The organism is Chlorobium sp. KB01, from assembly GCF_001975465.1.
Classification (GTDB): Bacteria; Bacteroidota; Chlorobiia; order Chlorobiales; family Chlorobiaceae; genus Chlorobium.
Genome location: NZ_MPJE01000115.1, coordinates 33,726 through 49,767, shown reverse-complemented (window position 1 = coordinate 49,767; position 16,042 = coordinate 33,726). Strand labels below are relative to the sequence as shown.

At 50.2% G+C, this 16,042-nt stretch carries 19 protein-coding genes and 1 tRNA gene; 16 read left to right on the top strand and 4 right to left on the bottom strand.

Annotated elements, in window-relative coordinates; all coding sequences use genetic code 11:
* Positions 1-22 precede the first annotated feature (22 nt).
* The 9 genes from BOO20_RS12105 to BOO20_RS12065 all read left to right on the top strand — a co-directional run bounded on the left by BOO20_RS12105 (position 23) and on the right by BOO20_RS12065 (position 7,698).
* A complete protein-coding gene (locus BOO20_RS12105; RefSeq protein WP_076792962.1) occupies positions 23-1,162 on the top strand; it encodes an alanine--glyoxylate aminotransferase family protein in 1,140 nt (379 codons plus the stop codon).
* 155 nt (positions 1,163-1,317) lie between these two features.
* On the top strand, positions 1,318-1,986 hold the full coding sequence (locus BOO20_RS12100; RefSeq protein WP_076792960.1) for a tetratricopeptide repeat protein: 669 nt from the start codon (positions 1,318-1,320) through the stop codon (positions 1,984-1,986).
* Positions 1,987-1,990: 4 nt separating this feature from the next.
* Entirely contained in the window at positions 1,991-3,436 is a 1,446-nt protein-coding gene (locus tag BOO20_RS12095) for a radical SAM protein (RefSeq protein ID WP_076792958.1), read from the top strand.
* Between the two features lie 70 nt (positions 3,437-3,506).
* Positions 3,507-3,929: a cytochrome c5 family protein gene (locus BOO20_RS12090; RefSeq protein WP_076793049.1), complete on the top strand. Its 423-nt coding sequence runs from the start codon at positions 3,507-3,509 to the stop codon at positions 3,927-3,929.
* Positions 3,930-4,120: 191 nt separating this feature from the next.
* On the top strand, positions 4,121-4,453 hold the full coding sequence (locus BOO20_RS12085) for a cytochrome c5 family protein (protein WP_076792957.1): 333 nt from the start codon (positions 4,121-4,123) through the stop codon (positions 4,451-4,453).
* 228 nt (positions 4,454-4,681) lie between these two features.
* Positions 4,682-5,014, top strand: a complete 333-nt coding sequence (locus tag BOO20_RS12080) for a cytochrome c5 family protein (RefSeq protein ID WP_076792955.1) — start codon at positions 4,682-4,684, stop codon at positions 5,012-5,014.
* 175 nt (positions 5,015-5,189) lie between these two features.
* Positions 5,190-5,444 carry a SemiSWEET transporter gene (locus tag BOO20_RS12075; RefSeq protein WP_076793048.1) on the top strand — a complete coding sequence of 85 codons (255 nt, stop codon included), beginning with the start codon at positions 5,190-5,192 and terminating at the stop codon, positions 5,442-5,444.
* A gap of 89 nt (positions 5,445-5,533) precedes the next feature.
* Positions 5,534-6,334, top strand: coding sequence for a pyrroline-5-carboxylate reductase (proC, locus tag BOO20_RS12070; RefSeq protein ID WP_076792953.1), 801 nt, complete (start codon positions 5,534-5,536; stop codon positions 6,332-6,334).
* Between the two features lie 5 nt (positions 6,335-6,339).
* A complete protein-coding gene (locus tag BOO20_RS12065; protein WP_076792952.1) occupies positions 6,340-7,698 on the top strand; it encodes a BatD family protein in 1,359 nt (452 codons plus the stop codon).
* Between the two features lie 57 nt (positions 7,699-7,755).
* Here BOO20_RS12065 and BOO20_RS12060 read toward each other — a convergent pair whose 3' ends face one another.
* Both BOO20_RS12060 and BOO20_RS12055 read right to left on the bottom strand, forming a co-directional pair.
* Positions 7,756-8,586, bottom strand: coding sequence for a glycerophosphodiester phosphodiesterase family protein (locus tag BOO20_RS12060; RefSeq protein WP_076792950.1), 831 nt, complete (start codon positions 8,584-8,586; stop codon positions 7,756-7,758).
* A gap of 257 nt (positions 8,587-8,843) precedes the next feature.
* On the bottom strand, positions 8,844-9,152 hold the full coding sequence (locus BOO20_RS12055; RefSeq protein ID WP_076793046.1) for a hypothetical protein: 309 nt from the start codon (positions 9,150-9,152) through the stop codon (positions 8,844-8,846).
* A gap of 254 nt (positions 9,153-9,406) precedes the next feature.
* Here BOO20_RS12055 and BOO20_RS12050 point away from each other — a divergent pair, with 254 nt between their 5' ends.
* Both BOO20_RS12050 and BOO20_RS12045 read left to right on the top strand, forming a co-directional pair.
* On the top strand, positions 9,407-9,577 hold the full coding sequence (locus tag BOO20_RS12050) for a YqaE/Pmp3 family membrane protein (protein WP_076792949.1): 171 nt from the start codon (positions 9,407-9,409) through the stop codon (positions 9,575-9,577).
* A 99-nt stretch (positions 9,578-9,676) separates the two neighbouring features.
* A complete protein-coding gene (locus BOO20_RS12045) occupies positions 9,677-10,132 on the top strand; it encodes a universal stress protein (protein WP_233120983.1) in 456 nt (151 codons plus the stop codon).
* A gap of 28 nt (positions 10,133-10,160) precedes the next feature.
* Here BOO20_RS12045 and leuA read toward each other — a convergent pair whose 3' ends face one another.
* Positions 10,161-11,843: a 2-isopropylmalate synthase gene (leuA, locus tag BOO20_RS12040; RefSeq protein WP_076792947.1), complete on the bottom strand. Its 1,683-nt coding sequence runs from the start codon at positions 11,841-11,843 to the stop codon at positions 10,161-10,163.
* Positions 11,844-12,163: 320 nt separating this feature from the next.
* On the bottom strand, positions 12,164-12,646 hold the full coding sequence (locus tag BOO20_RS12035) for an META domain-containing protein (RefSeq protein ID WP_076792945.1): 483 nt from the start codon (positions 12,644-12,646) through the stop codon (positions 12,164-12,166).
* Between the two features lie 251 nt (positions 12,647-12,897).
* Between BOO20_RS12035 and BOO20_RS12030 the strand changes: the two genes are divergently transcribed.
* The 5 genes from BOO20_RS12030 to BOO20_RS12010 all read left to right on the top strand — a co-directional run bounded on the left by BOO20_RS12030 (position 12,898) and on the right by BOO20_RS12010 (position 16,012).
* Positions 12,898-12,969, top strand: a tRNA-Asn gene (locus BOO20_RS12030).
* A gap of 149 nt (positions 12,970-13,118) precedes the next feature.
* Positions 13,119-13,646, top strand: coding sequence for a DUF177 domain-containing protein (locus BOO20_RS12025; protein ID WP_076792943.1), 528 nt, complete (start codon positions 13,119-13,121; stop codon positions 13,644-13,646).
* 25 nt (positions 13,647-13,671) lie between these two features.
* Positions 13,672-13,863 carry a 50S ribosomal protein L32 gene (gene rpmF / locus BOO20_RS12020; RefSeq protein WP_006367159.1) on the top strand — a complete coding sequence of 64 codons (192 nt, stop codon included), beginning with the start codon at positions 13,672-13,674 and terminating at the stop codon, positions 13,861-13,863.
* A 28-nt stretch (positions 13,864-13,891) separates the two neighbouring features.
* Positions 13,892-14,917 (top strand): phosphate acyltransferase PlsX, encoded by a 1,026-nt coding sequence (plsX, locus tag BOO20_RS12015; protein ID WP_076792942.1) that lies wholly within the window; start codon positions 13,892-13,894, stop codon positions 14,915-14,917.
* A gap of 102 nt (positions 14,918-15,019) precedes the next feature.
* Positions 15,020-16,012: a beta-ketoacyl-ACP synthase III gene (locus tag BOO20_RS12010; protein WP_076792941.1), complete on the top strand. Its 993-nt coding sequence runs from the start codon at positions 15,020-15,022 to the stop codon at positions 16,010-16,012.
* Positions 16,013-16,042 lie beyond the last annotated feature (30 nt).

The following is a 16,042-nucleotide window of genomic DNA, read 5'->3' as shown; positions in this document are numbered from 1 at the left end:
ATAAAACCCATTTTCTGAAGAGATGAAAAAAAGATTATTTACGCCGGGACCGACGCCGGTTCCTGAAAATGTCATGCTTCGCATGGCCGCTCCGATTATCCATCACAGAAACCCTGAGTTCATGGAGATTCTGGCCAGGGTTCATGAGGATCTCAAGTATCTCTTCAGAACCAGCCAGCCGGTAGTTGTGCTGAGCTGTTCCGGCACCGGCGGCATGGAAGCCTCCATCTCAAGCCTCTTCAAAAAGGGAGACAAGGTTATCACCGTCAACGCCGGCAAGTTCGGCGAACGGTGGGGTTCACTGGTACGCATCTTTACCGGCAACTGCATTGAGGAAAAAGTGGCATGGGGTTCAGCCCTTCAGCCCGAACGCCTTGCCGAACTGCTCAAAGAGCATCCCGATGCCAAAGGTGTCTGCCTCACCCATTCGGAAACATCAACAGGAACCGCTGCTGACATCAGAACGCTCAGCGCACTCATACGCGAACAGTCCGATGCCCTGGTGCTGGTTGACGGCATCACCGCTGTCGGTGCTCACGAATTTCATTTCGATGACTGGGGCGTTGATATCTGCATTACCGGTTCACAGAAAGGACTCATGATGCCTCCCGGACTGGCACTGATTGCCATCTCCGAAAGAGCCCAGGATATCATCAATGGCCAGAAAGATATACCGCAGTTCTACCTGAGTCTAAAAAAGGCGCTGAAAGCCCACGGCGACGACGACACCCCCTTCACTCCTGCGGTTTCGCTGGTGATCGGCCTTGATGAAGCGCTGCAGATGGTGCGGGCGGAAGGCATAGAAAACATCTGGAAACGGCACGAAAGTCTTGCAAGCGCCTGCCGTCAGGGCTGCAATGCTCTTGGCATGAAACTCTTCAGTACCTCCCCCTCCTTTGCCGTTACACCGGTCTGGCTTCCGGAAGGTGTTGCATGGTCGGCATTCAACAAGGCGCTGAAAAACAACAACGGCATTACTGTTGCCGCCGGTCAGGATGAGTTCAAGGGGAAAATTTTCCGCATCTCCCATCTCGGCTATTACGACGAGCTTGACATGCTGACGGTTATCGGCGGCCTGGAAAGGGCACTGAAGGAGATAAACTTTGATTTTGAGATCGGAGCCGGGGTCAAGGCTGTTCAGCAGGCTTTTCTCGGTAAATGACCGTTCAGAGAGTTAACAGCAGAGCCCTGAATACTCGGGGCTTTGCTGTTTATGATGCGCAAAACAGAGTGCCTCCTCCAAACATATTAAGTGCGCAGCCCATACCTTTTTGAGTTTCAGTTCATGCTCGTATCTTTAGAAAAAGCACTCCGGCCATGATCAGACTTTCCGTACTTTTTCTGTTTGTTACCTTCACCTCTTCCATTCCGGAGATGTTCAGCGAGTACCGTCTGAAACTCAAAGCCGATGCCCTCTATAACGCGCATGACTACAGCCGTGCGGAAAATGCATACCGCATGCTCCTGCAGAGTGGCAGTGAGCCAAAAGGAGCCACATCATCACGATACAATCTGGCCTGCGCCCTCTACATGCAGGGAAAATACCGTGAAGCCGCATCCCTCTTTGCTCACAAGGCTGCCTATACACCGCAACAACAGGCTACAGCCCGCAAATCGCTTTTCAATGAAGGCAATGCGCTGGCAATGAGCGCAATCAACACAAGAGAAAAAACAGAAAAAACAGAGCTCTTCCGACGTTCACTTGCCCGCTTCAAATCAGTGCTTCTCGGTGATCCGGATGACGGTGATGCAAAAATCAACTATGAAATAGTACAACGCTACCTTCAGGAACTGGAGAGTCCTCCTCCGCAACCCTCTTCCGGATCCGGAAATCCGGCCAATGCAAACCCTGATTCAGGAATCGGTAGCGATGTGGCGTCACGCATTCTCGAAAAAGCACAGCAGGATGAATCCTCACTGATGCGGCAAATTCCCCGGAGCAGCAAAGCTCCTGCCGAGGAGAGCCGCAACAACCGGGACTGGTAGCACCATGGCTGCACATAAAAAAGTTCTGCTGGTTTTTCTTCCTTCTGAAAGCGGAGTTGACGGTGCCCGATCGCTCTACAGCGAGAGCCTCAGTAACCCGCTTGCCACCTGGTTCAACGGTTCACTGAGAACCCTTATCAAAAAAAGCCAGTTCGCCATTCCTCCACTCTCACTCATGATCCTCAGCTCAATTGAGGTCCCGGGTGTAGAGCAATCTATCTGCGACATGCGCTTTGAAGCGTTTCCGTTTCATGAAAGCTGGGATCTTGTCGGACTCAGCGTTCAGACCGGAATGGCCCGGCAGGCGTTTGATCTTGCCGACCGGCTTCGCAGAGAAGGAACCCCTGTCGCGCTTGGCGGAGCACATGTAACACTCTTTCCTGATTCATGCAGACCGCATGCCGACCTGCTGGTTCACGGCGAGGCCGACGACCTGTGGAAAGAGGTACTCACCGACCTCAAGTCAGGATGCCTGAAGCCCGACTACTACTCCGGAAGTTTTCCGGATATGAGTATTGCAAGACCGGTCAGTAAAGCCTCCCTGATTCCAGGCCGCTACTTCACGACCAACCTGATCCAGACCGGAAGAGGGTGCCCGCACCATTGTGATTTCTGCAATGTGCATGTTCTCAACGGCCATACACTCCGCCGAAGGGCAATCAGCGATATTGTGAGTGAAGTGGCGCGCTTTCAGAGGGATGACCAGAGGATCTTCTTTTTTGTCGACGACTCCATCAACGCCGATCCGGCTTATGCCCGTGAGCTCTTTGGCCAACTTATACCCCTTAGAATCAGCTGGTTCGGACAGGCAACAACAACACTCGGCCAGCAGCATGAGCTGCTTGAAACCTTCGCCCGGTCAGGATGCCGCGCACTGCTTGTGGGCATCGAGAGCATTGAAGCAAAAAGCCGAAGCGCTCACAAAAAAAATCAGAACAGGAGCAGTGAGCTTGCAGGAGCAATCAAAAGCATCAGGGAAGCAGGCATCAGCCTTTATGGAAGTTTTATTTACGGGCTTGATGGCGATACACTCGATACTCCGGCAGCAATTCTTGATTTTATCCGGGAAACAGGACTCGACGTCCCCGGCATCAATATTCTGCGACCCACTCCCGGTACCAGGGTTTTTGAACGGTTGAGAGAGGAGGGGCGACTGCTCTTTGACCCCCGCGACATCACGGCCTTCCGATACACCTTTGGCCAGGAGATGCTCTACCGGCCAAAAAACATCGATCTTGAAGCTTTTGTTGAGAGCTACTCCGCCCTGACCCGAAAAATATTCACCATAAAAAACTCGGTAACAAGGGGTTTTGCCGCACCTTCCGCCAAAGCTGCGGTCATGCTCTTCAACATCTTCTACACGCATCTCTATGCTCTTTCACGCCACGACCTCAAGCATCAACTCGCTGCAAACAGAGTGGAAAATACCATTTTGCCTTACGATGAATAATTTATAAACTGTCCCTATATTTTCAGCAGCTCATCCGGCTCAACAACGTTAATCCGACACCATCATGACCATGAAACCACTCCTGCCTCTCTTGACCGTAAGCCTCTTTACACTCGGTGCCTGCGGACTTGAAAAACCACCGGCAAAAATCGTATTCCCTGAAGATAAAACCGCCACGGCTCCGGCACCTGCAGCAGCTCCTGCTGCACCGGCAGCTCCCGCAGCTCCGGTTGATCCAAAGTTTGCTGCAGCAAAAACCCTCTACGACGCAAGCTGTGCCTCATGCCACGATGCCGCCTTGATGGGTGCACCGAAACCCGGCGACAAGGCCAACTGGGCACCCCGCATTGCTCAGGGAATCGCAACCGTTGAAAGCAATGCCATCAAAGGGTTCCAGGGCAAGGTTGGCATGATGCCTGCAAAAGGCGGCTCAACCCTTACCGACGACGAAATCAAAAGCATCGTAGCCTATCTTGTTGAAGTATCAAAGTAAAAGTGTACTCCATTTTTCACTGCAGAGGGAGCCTGTCACACAGGCTCCTTTTTTTATATCCATGATAAGAATCTGTTGCTTGATGGGGTTTTTGTGGAAATTTGGATTGGTGGTGTTATAATTAGTATTAATCAGGTTGTGTGCTTGCTTGCACACAACATCATACATCTAAATTTAAAGGAGTATTTCCAATGTCCCGTATTCTTTCTGCGGCCCTCTGCTCGCTCGTTGTTTTTGCTGCGGGCTCTTCTGATGCCTTTGCTGCCAATGCTGCTGCGGGTAAATCCGTTTACGATGCAAGCTGTGCAACCTGCCATAAAACCGGCCTGATGGGCGCTCCAAAGCTCGGTGATAAAGCCGCATGGGCGCCCCGTATCAAGCAGGGATTGCCGGTTCTGGTTGCCCATTCAATCAAGGGATTTCAGGGCAAGGCTGGCATGATGCCTCCAAAAGGTGGCAACGCAAAGCTGACCGACCAACAGATCGGCGATTCAGTAGCCTACATGGTCTCCGGATCAAAATAGGATTGATACCTCACGTTAACATGAGCGGGAGCTGAACCAGCCGGCCCCGCTCTTTTTATTGCGCCATTAATACACACGCCGACACAATTACCATAAATACCGGATGATTTTTCTGCCGATATTTGGATAGCTTGTGTTTTAATCGTATTAATAAAGGTTTGTGTCTACACGCACACAACAGCATATCATCCCATAACAACCCCGAAAACAATAAAAGGAGTAACCTCTATGTCTCGTATTATCTCTGCGGCCCTCTGTTCGCTCGTTGTTTTTGCTGTAAGCTCTTCTGATGCCTTTGCCGCCAATGCAGCAGCAGGCAAAGCTACGTATGATGCCACCTGCAAAACCTGCCACGCTGCAGGCCTGATGGGCGCCCCCAAGCTCGGCGACAAGGCCAACTGGGCACCCCGCATCAAAAAAGGCAATGCAGTTCTGGTCTCCAATGCCACCAAGGGATTCAAGGGTGCTGTTGGCATGATGCCTCCGAAGGGCGGCAATGCCAAGCTGACCGATGCACAGATCGCCGATGCAGTAGCCTACATGGTCTCGGCATCGAAGTAAGCTCGATAAGAACATTCAGATAAAAAAAGGCGGGATAATCTCCTGCCTTTTTTTATTGTCCGGTTGTCACTACGGTTAAAAAAGAAATCATTCGAATCAATGGCTCGGTATTGTCACCGCCCCTGCTTATTTTATTAAACAAAGACAAATAAGTTTATAGCACGTAAAAACAATGATGCCACACTCTGAATATCTCGGCTATGCTGCCGGCATCATTACCACCCTGGCATTTCTTCCGCAGGCTTTCAGGATTTTCAGCACCCGTCGAACACGCGACATCAGCCTTCTTTGGGCTCTTGCAATGAATACCGGTATTGTACTCTGGCTCCTCTACGGCATTGCAAAAAATGACCTGCCGATGATTGTCGCCAACAGCATCTCCCTCATTCTGCTCATGATCATTCTTTTTTTGAAACTGCGCTACCGATGAGAGTCAAAGAGCTCCGGCACCGGAATGGAAAATTCACTGAAAACATGTACATAGCGATAGACAATGCAGACAAATAAATAGCTCACTCAATGAACAGCCTTCATCTCGGATTCATCGGAACAGGAAGAATTGCCCGTGCGCTGATTGCCGGTCTCAGCGAAAAAGCCGATACCGTTATTTCCGGTTATGACAGGGAGCCTGCTGCCCTGGCCTCCATTGCCGCCGACTATCCGGTTAAACCATGCCACTCGATTGAGGAGCTTGCACAGTGCTCAAGGGTAATCATTCTTGCCGTCAAACCATATCAGATTGCAGAGGTGGTCGGAGTGCTGAAACCGGCGCTCGGCCAGGATCATCTGCTGATCAGTGTGGCTGCGGGCATATCCTCTGAATTCATCAGAAAAAGTGCTCTTGACACCACAAAAGTTATCCGGGTCATGCCCAATACTCCGGCATTTGTTGGTGAAGGTATGACGGCCGTCAGCAGAGGAAAAATGGCCTCAGACCTGGATGTGGCCCTTGCCTGTGACCTCTTCAGCGCGATAGGAAGGGTAGCCGTACTTGACGAGACACAGATGGATGCGGCAACTGCGCTCTCCGGAAGCGGCCCGGCCTATATGTTCCATATTCTTGATGCACTTGCAGCAGGAGGAGCTGCATGCGGCCTTACGGAAAATGAAGCCCGTATCCTGAGCGCACAAACCATGCTGGGAGCTGCCAAAATGGTGCTCTCGGGAGATAAAAGCCCGGAAGAGCTCAAACGGGAGGTAACAACACCCGGCGGCACTACAGAGGCCGGGTTGAAGGTGATGGATGAACAGAACATCCGGACCACTCTTATGGAAACCGTTGCAGCAGCAGCACTTCGATCCAGGGAACTGATGAAATAAACACTATGGAAGGAGGAGTTGATTATTTCCGATTCCGGGCGGCCGTTCTGCTCGTTACCCTGCTCTGCGGCTCTGCCGCTTACGCAGCATCCGGAGATAATGCCGCAAACAAACCCTTCCTGCTCTCCTCGATCAGCAACAGCCGTCCATGGGTAGGCGAAGAGACCATGCTCACCTATCGGCTCTATTTCAAGGATATCGCCCCGAAAATATCCAATGAAACAAACCCTTCGTTTCAGGGCATCTGGGCAAGGGAGTCCGTCGCTGAACGCTATATCAAAAGCATCCCGGTCACCGTTCACGACAAACCATTCAGAAGTGCTGTGCTCAAGCAGTTCAGGGTTGCTCCTGTACAGAGTGGGCCGATAAAAATTTCAGGCTACAGCATGCTTTGCTCACTCCCCCCGGAACCGCTTCTGAATAGTGAAAAAAACCCTGCTGAAAACCGTATTCAGCTCAGGGCTCCCGATATTTCCATATCAGCACGTGCACTGCCTGAACCTCTGCCGGATGGGTTCTCCGGGGCTGTCGGCACGTTCCATCTTGAACTCTTTGCCGATAAATCAACACTGAAGGGGGGAGAACCCCTTAAACTGGAGCTGGTACTTTCAGGAACCGGAAACCTTTTTACCCTTAAACTGCCACCGCTTCATCTACCTGAAAGCTTTCGACAGAGTCCGCCGGATGTGACAACAATCCTGAATAAAGAGTCGGTTGAGACTGCGGGAAGCAAAACGTTAACGGTTACATCCTGGCCACAATCGCCTGGCAGCTTCACCATCCCGGCAATCAGAACGGTTGTGTTCAACCCGAAAACAGCACAATTCATCACGCTGCATTCCAATCCCGTCACTCTATCCGTAACCAAAACCGCAGAGGGATCCGGATCCCCGAGTGAACCCATGTCACCCCGAAACAGCGATAGTGAATACACAGGAACCCATTCAGGGCGCTGGAAAATCGTTGCGGCAACCCTGCTGCTGCTGGCCGCAGCAGCACTTTTCATACTCAGAAAAAAACAGATAGAGAGGCAAAAAAGCGGTGCAGGAGTGCAGCGCGGAGAGTCCGGTACCGATATCAGTCAATCTGCCGCCAATGTCAAACAGCAGCTTTTTGCCCTGCTCAGAGAGAAAGGGATAAAAAGTCCTGGCGGGCTGACAAGAAAAGAGCTGAATAGTGCACTACGGGAAAACGGAATCACCAAAGAAGTTATTGCGGAAGTCACGGAACTGCTTGAGGCACTTGACCGGGTACTTTACGCACCCTCCTCAAATCAGGCAAACCCTCTTCCCGAGAGTGTTGCCGCAAAGGCCGAAAGCCTGCTGCAAAGAATCAAAACCTTCGACGGTACTCCCCGGAAATAGCGCCCGGCAGAGGCCAGACTCCAGGCCGTCAATAACTGGTCATCGCACCATGAGAAGTCAATCCTGCAGTGAGGCAAGAGTCAGCGCCACTTCGGGATAATCGGTTATGATTCCTTCCGCGCCCAACTGCTTCATCCTCACCATATCCTCAGGGCGGTTCACCGTCCATGGAATCATACCAATCCTCTTCGCATGGAGATATTCCGCCGTATCGCGATCAACAAGTGAGAGATGGGGATTGAGATAGCGGGGCAAAAAGCCCAGTTCCGGGAGATAGCGATCGATATGCTCTCGCTCTGCAATCAATAAACCATAGCAAAGCTTCGGGTTCTGTTTCCAGGCGGCCCTGACCAGCCGGTGATCGAAAGACTGGAGACGAACCTGCCCGGAGCGAGCCGTATCTTCGACAATCCGGAGAACAAGGGCCGCATACCTATCCGGTTCGGGATGAAAAACACCATCCTTGTCCGGCCAGGATTTCAGCTCCAGATTATAGACCATTCGCCCCTTCATACCCCTCGATGCCATATAGCTGTCAACCTCCCTGAAAACCGTTGAAAGCAGTGGCTTGTAAGTTGATATCCGCTGCTGGAGAGGAAAAGAGGGGTGCCGCCCGCCACAGTCGAAAGCGGAAATATCGGCATAGGTCATGTCGTAGATAGGATAGCTCATCCCCTCATCTGCGGCAAGAGGACGTCCTGCGGGGTCATGACAAAGGGGGCCTGAGAGCCATGGATCGTGAGAGACGACAATCTCATGATCTTTTGAGACCACAAGATCAAGCTCCAGAACGCGCACCCCGAGATCTGCCGCCTTGCAGAATGCCTGGAGGGTGTTTTCAGGGAAAAATGATCTTGCCCCCCGATGTGCCTGGATTTCAAATGTCATGATGCAAACGGAAACAATAACGGATAGCTAAAGCAATACCGGATGCAAATAATAAACGTAGTTTGCTGGTCAGCAAAGTGCTGTGGATCTGCATCATTAAACTTAAAAAAAAAAAGTGCTTTCCCATTACAGAACGGGCAGATGGAAATCAGGTGACAGGTTCGGGCGGATTGTCAGCAGTACCGGATAGAAACCCGGCTAAAATCAGTATCAGATGCAGTAGAGCAAAAAAAACGGTTGCACCGGAACGCTCAGTCCTATGCGTTTCGATTACCGGAAACCGGACGTGATACTTTTGAAAAACTCTTTTTCTTCGGCTTTCTTTTCTGAAGCTTGTTTGCCTCCGCACTTTTTGATAACGGATGCTTGCCGGTACCGCTCACACCGGAACTGACGGAAGTTGTTTTGTTTCTGATTTTGTTAAACCGATTTTTTCGATACTTCTTTTCAAGGTCGGCATAAGGACTGGGCGGGTCTGGAGAGGTCTTGTAGTTATTAAAATTTGGTTCGTCAATGACCTCATCAACATCATCCAAAACCACGTCGGGATGAACTTTTTTAAGCAACTTGTTTCTGTTTATGTTCACAAATCAGGAGTATTCCTTTTACTCACGATTATTACTGAAGGGATTCCAATTTACAATTTTAGAAGCAAAATGCAAATGATAGTGTCAGGAAGCCTCCCTGTATAACGATGAATACCGATACCGGTGTAGAACAAATAAAGAGCTGCAACAATCCGTATAGTGTTTTTACATTGCTTGTTGACTGTTTATGTATTAATTTTGCATTATTTCATTTATAACAAGGGAGCTCCACAATGGATATTCGCAGACTGATTCTTGCCGTTATTCTTCCTCCTGCCGCCGTCACCAACAAAGAGGCCGGAACAATCATGCTGACAGGAATTCTGACCGTATTCGGCTGGCTGCCGGGTGTTGCTGCGGCTCTTTTCCTCATATCCCAGGAAAATCGTCAGGAAAAAGCCTGAGACGGTCAAGGCGAATTTTCATTGTGGGGCTGATTTCAGATATCCCGAGCCATCGGGAAGAGAGAAAGGATAGCGTAAAGATTTCTTTGTAAAGAGAAGATGAACACCATGAAGCTTCTTGTTGCTATCGACTTCTCGAAATCTGCAGTCAGAGTTATTGATGAAGCGGAAAAACTTGCCAAAGCCTTGATGGCTGAAGTTTTTCTGCTTCATGTCATGCCGCCCCTCTCTCCGATCATTGATGTCACTCCCGATGCTGAAGCACTTCCCTTTGAGATGGAGAAGCTCCTCCCGCATTCCGGTTCTGCAACAGAAAAACTGCACGAGATCTCCGGCAGACTGCAAGGGCATGGTATCGAGACGACCATCATTCTGACACACAACTCTGAAGTGGAAGCCATACTTGATGAGAGCCGCAAAAACAGTGTTGATATGATCCTGCTTGGCTCTCACGGACATGGGGCACTTTACCATCTCCTGATCGGCAGCGTTTCTGAAGGAGTGATAAGAAAGGCATCCTGCCCGGTCATTATCATTCCATCAAAAAAGCAGTAACCACTTATACGGAAATATCCTGCCGGTCTTACGGGAGCCTGTTCAGTGCACTGACAATAGCCTTTATGGAGGCAAGGCTGATGTTGGAGTCAATACCTGCCCCGTAAGAGATGCGGCCATCTGCACAGCCGATCTTGATGTAGGCGATTGCCAGAGCTCCCGAACTGCGACCAATTGCATGTTCAGCATACTCATCCACACTGAACTCAAGACCGCTTGCTTTGATGATCCCCTTGACAAACGCATCAAGCGGCCCATTACCCCTGGCATCAAAAGCAAACTCCTGCTCTTTCATCTGCACAACAGCACTGATCACCGTTGCCTCTTCATCATTTCGCTGAAGATCCTCGTCATCCCAACTGATATGGCACTTCTTCAGGATAACCGGCTCAACGAGCTTTACATACCCGGTATGAAAGAGATCGTGAATCTGCTCCGTCGTGAGCTCAATGCCTGTCCGGTCGGCTACTGCCTGAACGGCTTCAGCAAAATCAGGCTGCATCCACTTCGGAATCTGAATCCCGTAATCCTTCTCAAGCACATAGGCGACTCCGCCCTTTCCGGACTGACTGTTAATGCGCACAATGGCTTCATAGCTGCATCCCACATCCTCCGGATCAATCGGCAGATAGGGCACAGCCCACAATCCACCGGGCGACTGAGGCTGCGCTTTCATCCCCTTGCTGATGGCATCCTGGTGTGAACCGGAAAAAGCCGTATAGACCAGATCACCCGCATAGGGATGACGGGAGTGAATCTCCATTCGGGTACACCGCTGGTAGATTTCGCGAATCCTGGGCAGATCCGATAAATCAAGTTCGGGATCAATCCCCTGGGTAAAAAGATTAAGCGCCATGATAACGATATCCATGTTTCCGCACCGTTCACCATTGCCAAAGAGCGCGCCCTCAACACGGTCGGCTCCGGCCATCATGGCCAACTCTGCCGTAGCTACTGCGGTTCCCCGGTCATTATGAGCGTGAACACTGATGAGCACTGCCTCCCGATTCTTTATGTTGCGACAGAACCACTCTATCCTGTCGGCGTATATATTGGGCGTTGACATTTCAACCGTTGAAGGGAGGTTGAGGATGATTTTGTTCTCTTCAGAAGCTCCCCATACATCCATAACCGCATGACAGACTTCAAGGGCATAATCCAGCTCCGTGCCGGTAAAACTTTCAGGACTGTACTCGAAACGGATACCGGCAACACCGGACTCATCCTTCAGGCGACGGACAAGAGCTGTCCCCTCGACCGCAATCGCCTTGATCTCCTCTCTGTTTTTGCGGAATACGATATCCCTCTGCAGGTGCGATGTCGAGTTATAGAGATGCACAATGGCATGCTTTGCTCCGCTGATGGCATCGAACGTCCTGCGGATCAGATGCTCGCGCGCCTGGGTCAGAACCTGGATAGTGACATCATCCGGAATCAGCCCCTGCTCTATCAGGCGACGCACAAAGGCAAACTCGGTAGCCGAAGCTGATGGAAAGCCGACCTCAATCTCCTTGAAACCGACAGAGACAAGAAGCTGAAGCATGGCAACCTTCTCCTCTACACTCATCGGTATCGGCAGCGCCTGATTACCGTCGCGAAGATCCACACTGCTCCATATCGGCGCTTTGGTAATGCGCCTGTCGGGCCAGCTCCTTGACGGCATTTCAACCGACGGGTATGGTGCGTATTTTCTGAAATTCATCTTTTTCATTGCTCCTCATCCTCCTTTAGTCATCTTTAAACGATAAAAGCCACCTACCCTCTGAGGGCGGCGGCTTTAAAACTGTTTTTCTCTACTGTAAAAAAACGAACTAAAAACCGCAACCCCTCCGAGCCATGATGCTCTGTAGCAGACCAAGGGAAAGCTGCAGTATGCCGGTGTTCGCTGTATACATGATTGCTGTCACAAATAAAACTCGTGTATTGACCTTTTGTCAAATATAAAAAAATACCCGAAGCATGCAAGAACAGGTCGGACGCCCTGGATCAAATGGCCGTGCAGGGAAATAAAACAGGCATCCGGAGTAGAGTTCAGGAGGCCCGCACCGCGATCAGCTCAAGTACCTTGCTGCCATCTTTACTGAAAAGCTTCAGAACTGCGCCGGATATCTCATATCGAGCAACCTGCCGAAGCGCCTTGATAAACTCCCGCTCTCTTGCCATAATCACCGGAGAGCAAGCCATCTCCGTCCGGTCTGCCGGAGTTAAACGCAGAAGGTCGGCAGTGCGACTGTATGAACCCATAAACGAATTACAACCGGTGTATCCCCTGATATAGCCGGAAGCATAAAGTACCAGGGATACATCCAGCTTCTGACCAGGTAAAAACATAACCCGGCTGCCATTTATTTCCACCGCCCTCCATGTTGTATTGATCAGGGGCTTTCTCTGCTCCGGCTTTGACAATTGCTGTGAACAGCCGCTTGCAAGCAGCAGCATCGACAGCATCAACACCGCAAATCGCCTGTAGTCCAGCCATCCATGAATGTTCATATCATGCACCATCTTTGACATATTCCAATCAGTTGAAATTCCGGAGCCCTGAGAAATGAAGACTCCTGTCAGTAAGAATAGTAATTACTGTTCCGGCATGCAAACAGTTCGGAAGGAGAAAGTAAAGGAGAAAAAGGAGTACAGGGAGATCAACGTTCCATACCGGCTGACGGGATCGAAAAATGCACAAAAAAACACAATGCAGGTTTGTATTTAAAAATTACAAATGTATATTATCTGCCCATTAGCACACCAGCGTTGATGGCACAGATTCCGCGATAGCTCAATGGTAGAGCATGCGACTGTTAATCGCAGGGTTGCAGGTTCGAGTCCTGCTCGCGGAGCTGAAAAAAGCAGATGTATCGGAAGATACTTCTGCTTTTTTGTTTCCCTGAAAACATGCAGCCCGGCTGCTTGATGATGTGCAATTCACGCTTTTCATTTTCCATAATAATTTTTGTACATTGGTGTTCTTTTACTGAAAAGAGGGTATATGCATAAAGAAAAAGCGCTGATAGAGATTCCGCTCGCGGGTCTTGTGCAGGGAACCCATGAATTTGATTTTACCTGTAAAGCTCGTGATTTCAGGGATCAGCAGTTTACGGATGCCGGCTTCACCGATGAGGTACATGTGCGGGCGACAGTCGATAAAAGTGAGCGCGAGGTGACGGTAGCAATTGAAGCATCAGCTGATGCCAGCTTTACCTGTGACATTTGTCTTTCTCCGGTATCAAAAACTCTTGAAGGCACGTTTTGTATATATTATGTCTGCGGTGAGCCTCCTGAAGAGGAGCAAACCGGTGATGAAGAGTACCGAATTCTCGACAGCAATGCGATTGCGATTGATATTACTGAAGATGTGAGGGAGACACTGCTGCTGTCGATACCGATGAAAGTAACCTGTCAGAATAATCCGGAGTGCCGACTTTATAGAAGCGAAGAGGCAGATCAGGCCGCTCAGCCCGAAAAGACAAGTTCATGGCATGAGTCGCTTGAAAAACTGAAAAACAAGTATTGTTAACTGATTATAAATAAAGAGGACAGTCATGGCCAATCCTAAAGCCAAAATGTCAAAATCCCGAAGGGATAAAAGACGAGCACAGTTCAACGCAAGAACCAAACCTGCCACCACGGTAAACTGTTCCAACTGCGGCGAACCAACCCTTCCGCATCGCGCATGCCGTCACTGCGGATTCTACCGTGGCAGATCGATAGTCGCCAAGTTGGCAAACAGCTGATCACCCTAACAAGACAAAAACCCCAATCATGTTGACTATTGCTGTTGACGCCATGGGCGGAGACAACGCTCCCGCCTGTGTGATCGAGGGAACAGTGCAGGCTTTACAGGAGAGTGACAACAGGTTTGAAGTTGTGCTTATCGGCCAGTCGGATAAAGTAGAACCGCTTCTTGCCGAATACGATATGAGTTCACTGAACCTGAAGTTTCTGCACGCCCCTGAAGTGGTGACCATGGATGATATTCCGGCCACCGCCGTCAAAACCAAACAGCAATCATCACTGGTGAAGGGTCTTCAGCTCTGCAAGGAAAAGCAGGCGGATGCATTTGTCAGTGCCGGCAATACCGGTGCACAGATGGCCGCTTCGCTCTTTGTGCTCGGAAGGATACCCGGCGTACTTCGTCCGACCATCTACGCCTATTTTCCCCGTCTCGGTGAAGGGTTGACCAATATTGTTGATGTCGGAGCCAACGTAGACTGCAAGCCGGAAAATCTGGTACAGTTTGCTGAAATGCTGACCATCTACCAGCGCTACGGTGCAGGAATTGAGAAGCCCGTTACCGGCCTGCTCAATATCGGAGAGGAGGAGGGCAAGGGTTCAGAAACGCTCAAACAGACTTACTGGCTGCTGAAAGAGGCCGACAGTAAAGGGAAAATCAACTTTATCGGAAATATTGAGGGGCATGATATCCTGAAAGGGAAAGCCTCAATTGTGGTCTGCGACGGGCTCGTCGGCAATACCATCCTCAAGTTTGGAGAGAGCATTCCTGAATTTCTCGGCGCCCTGTTCAAGTCGTCACTTGAACAGCTCATGGCATCAGGCAGGATCGACCAGAGTACCGCAAAAATAACCTCGGAGATGTTCAAAGGAATGTTTGAGCCGTTTGATGTTGAAAAATTCGGCGGAGTTCCATTCCTCGGTGTTGACGGCATCTCTATTGTCGGTCATGGACGATCGTCGTCAAGGGCGATCAAAAACATGATCTATATGGCCGAACATATGGTTGAAAAACGTGTCAATGCTCATATTGCGGAAGTCCTGAACGAAAAGTAAACGCTTAATTATTATCCGCATCCCCGCTGTTGCCCGGCATTAAACCCTGAGCAGCAGGGTAATTTTTTGCTACATCCTGCAGAATACATCAGAAAGCAACCCATGAAAGCTGTAATTACGGCGACAGCCAAATATTTACCCGACTCGGTTCTGAGTAATCATGATCTCGAACTCATGCTCGAAACCAATGATGAGTGGATTCGGACAAGAACAGGCATCAGTGAACGTCGTATACTCAGGGATCCGGAAAAGGCGACATCCTACATGTGTGGAGAGGTTGCCCGGCAGCTTCTTGAGAAAAGAGGAATATCGGCAGACGATATCGAACTGATCATTGTTGCCACCATGACCCCGGACATGCTCTTTCCCTCAACGGCATGTTTTACCCAGAGTATCATTGGAGCAAAGAACGCATGGGCCTTCGACCTTAATGCCGCCTGCTCGGGCTTTCTCTATGCGCTGCAGACTGCATCAAAATTTATCGAATCAGGTCTCCACAAAAAAATCATGGTCATCGGTGCCGACAAGATGTCGGCAGTTATTGACTATACCGACCGCTCAACGGCAATCCTGTTTGGTGACGGCGCCGGCGGAGTCATCCTTGAACCGGCAAAGGAAGAGGGGTTTGGTATTCTTGATGCACGCATGTACGCCGATGGCGAAACCGGTACCGACCATCTGCTCATGACCGGCGGGGGAAGCCGCCATCCGGCTACCCATGAAACAGTTGACAAGAGAATGCACTATATCTATCAGGACGGGAAGCAGGTTTTCAAATCAGCCGTTATATCAATGGCCAATGTTGCCGAAGAGATCATGACGCGCAACCGGCTCACGGCAGATGACATTGATTACCTTGTTCCGCACCAGGCCAACCAGCGAATCATCAACGCAACCGCCGAACGGATGGGGCTTGATGATGCCAAAGTTGTTTCGAATGTCGGTCGTTACGGCAATACAACAGCGGGAACCATCCCTATCTGCCTTGCCGAGCTTGACGAAGAGAAAAAACTGCATAAAGGCTCAAACCTTGTTCTGGTCAGTTTCGGCGCAGGCTACACCTGGGGCGGCATCTATCTGAAATGGAACCAGTAACCATTCACCCAACCGGGCAACCATAAAATA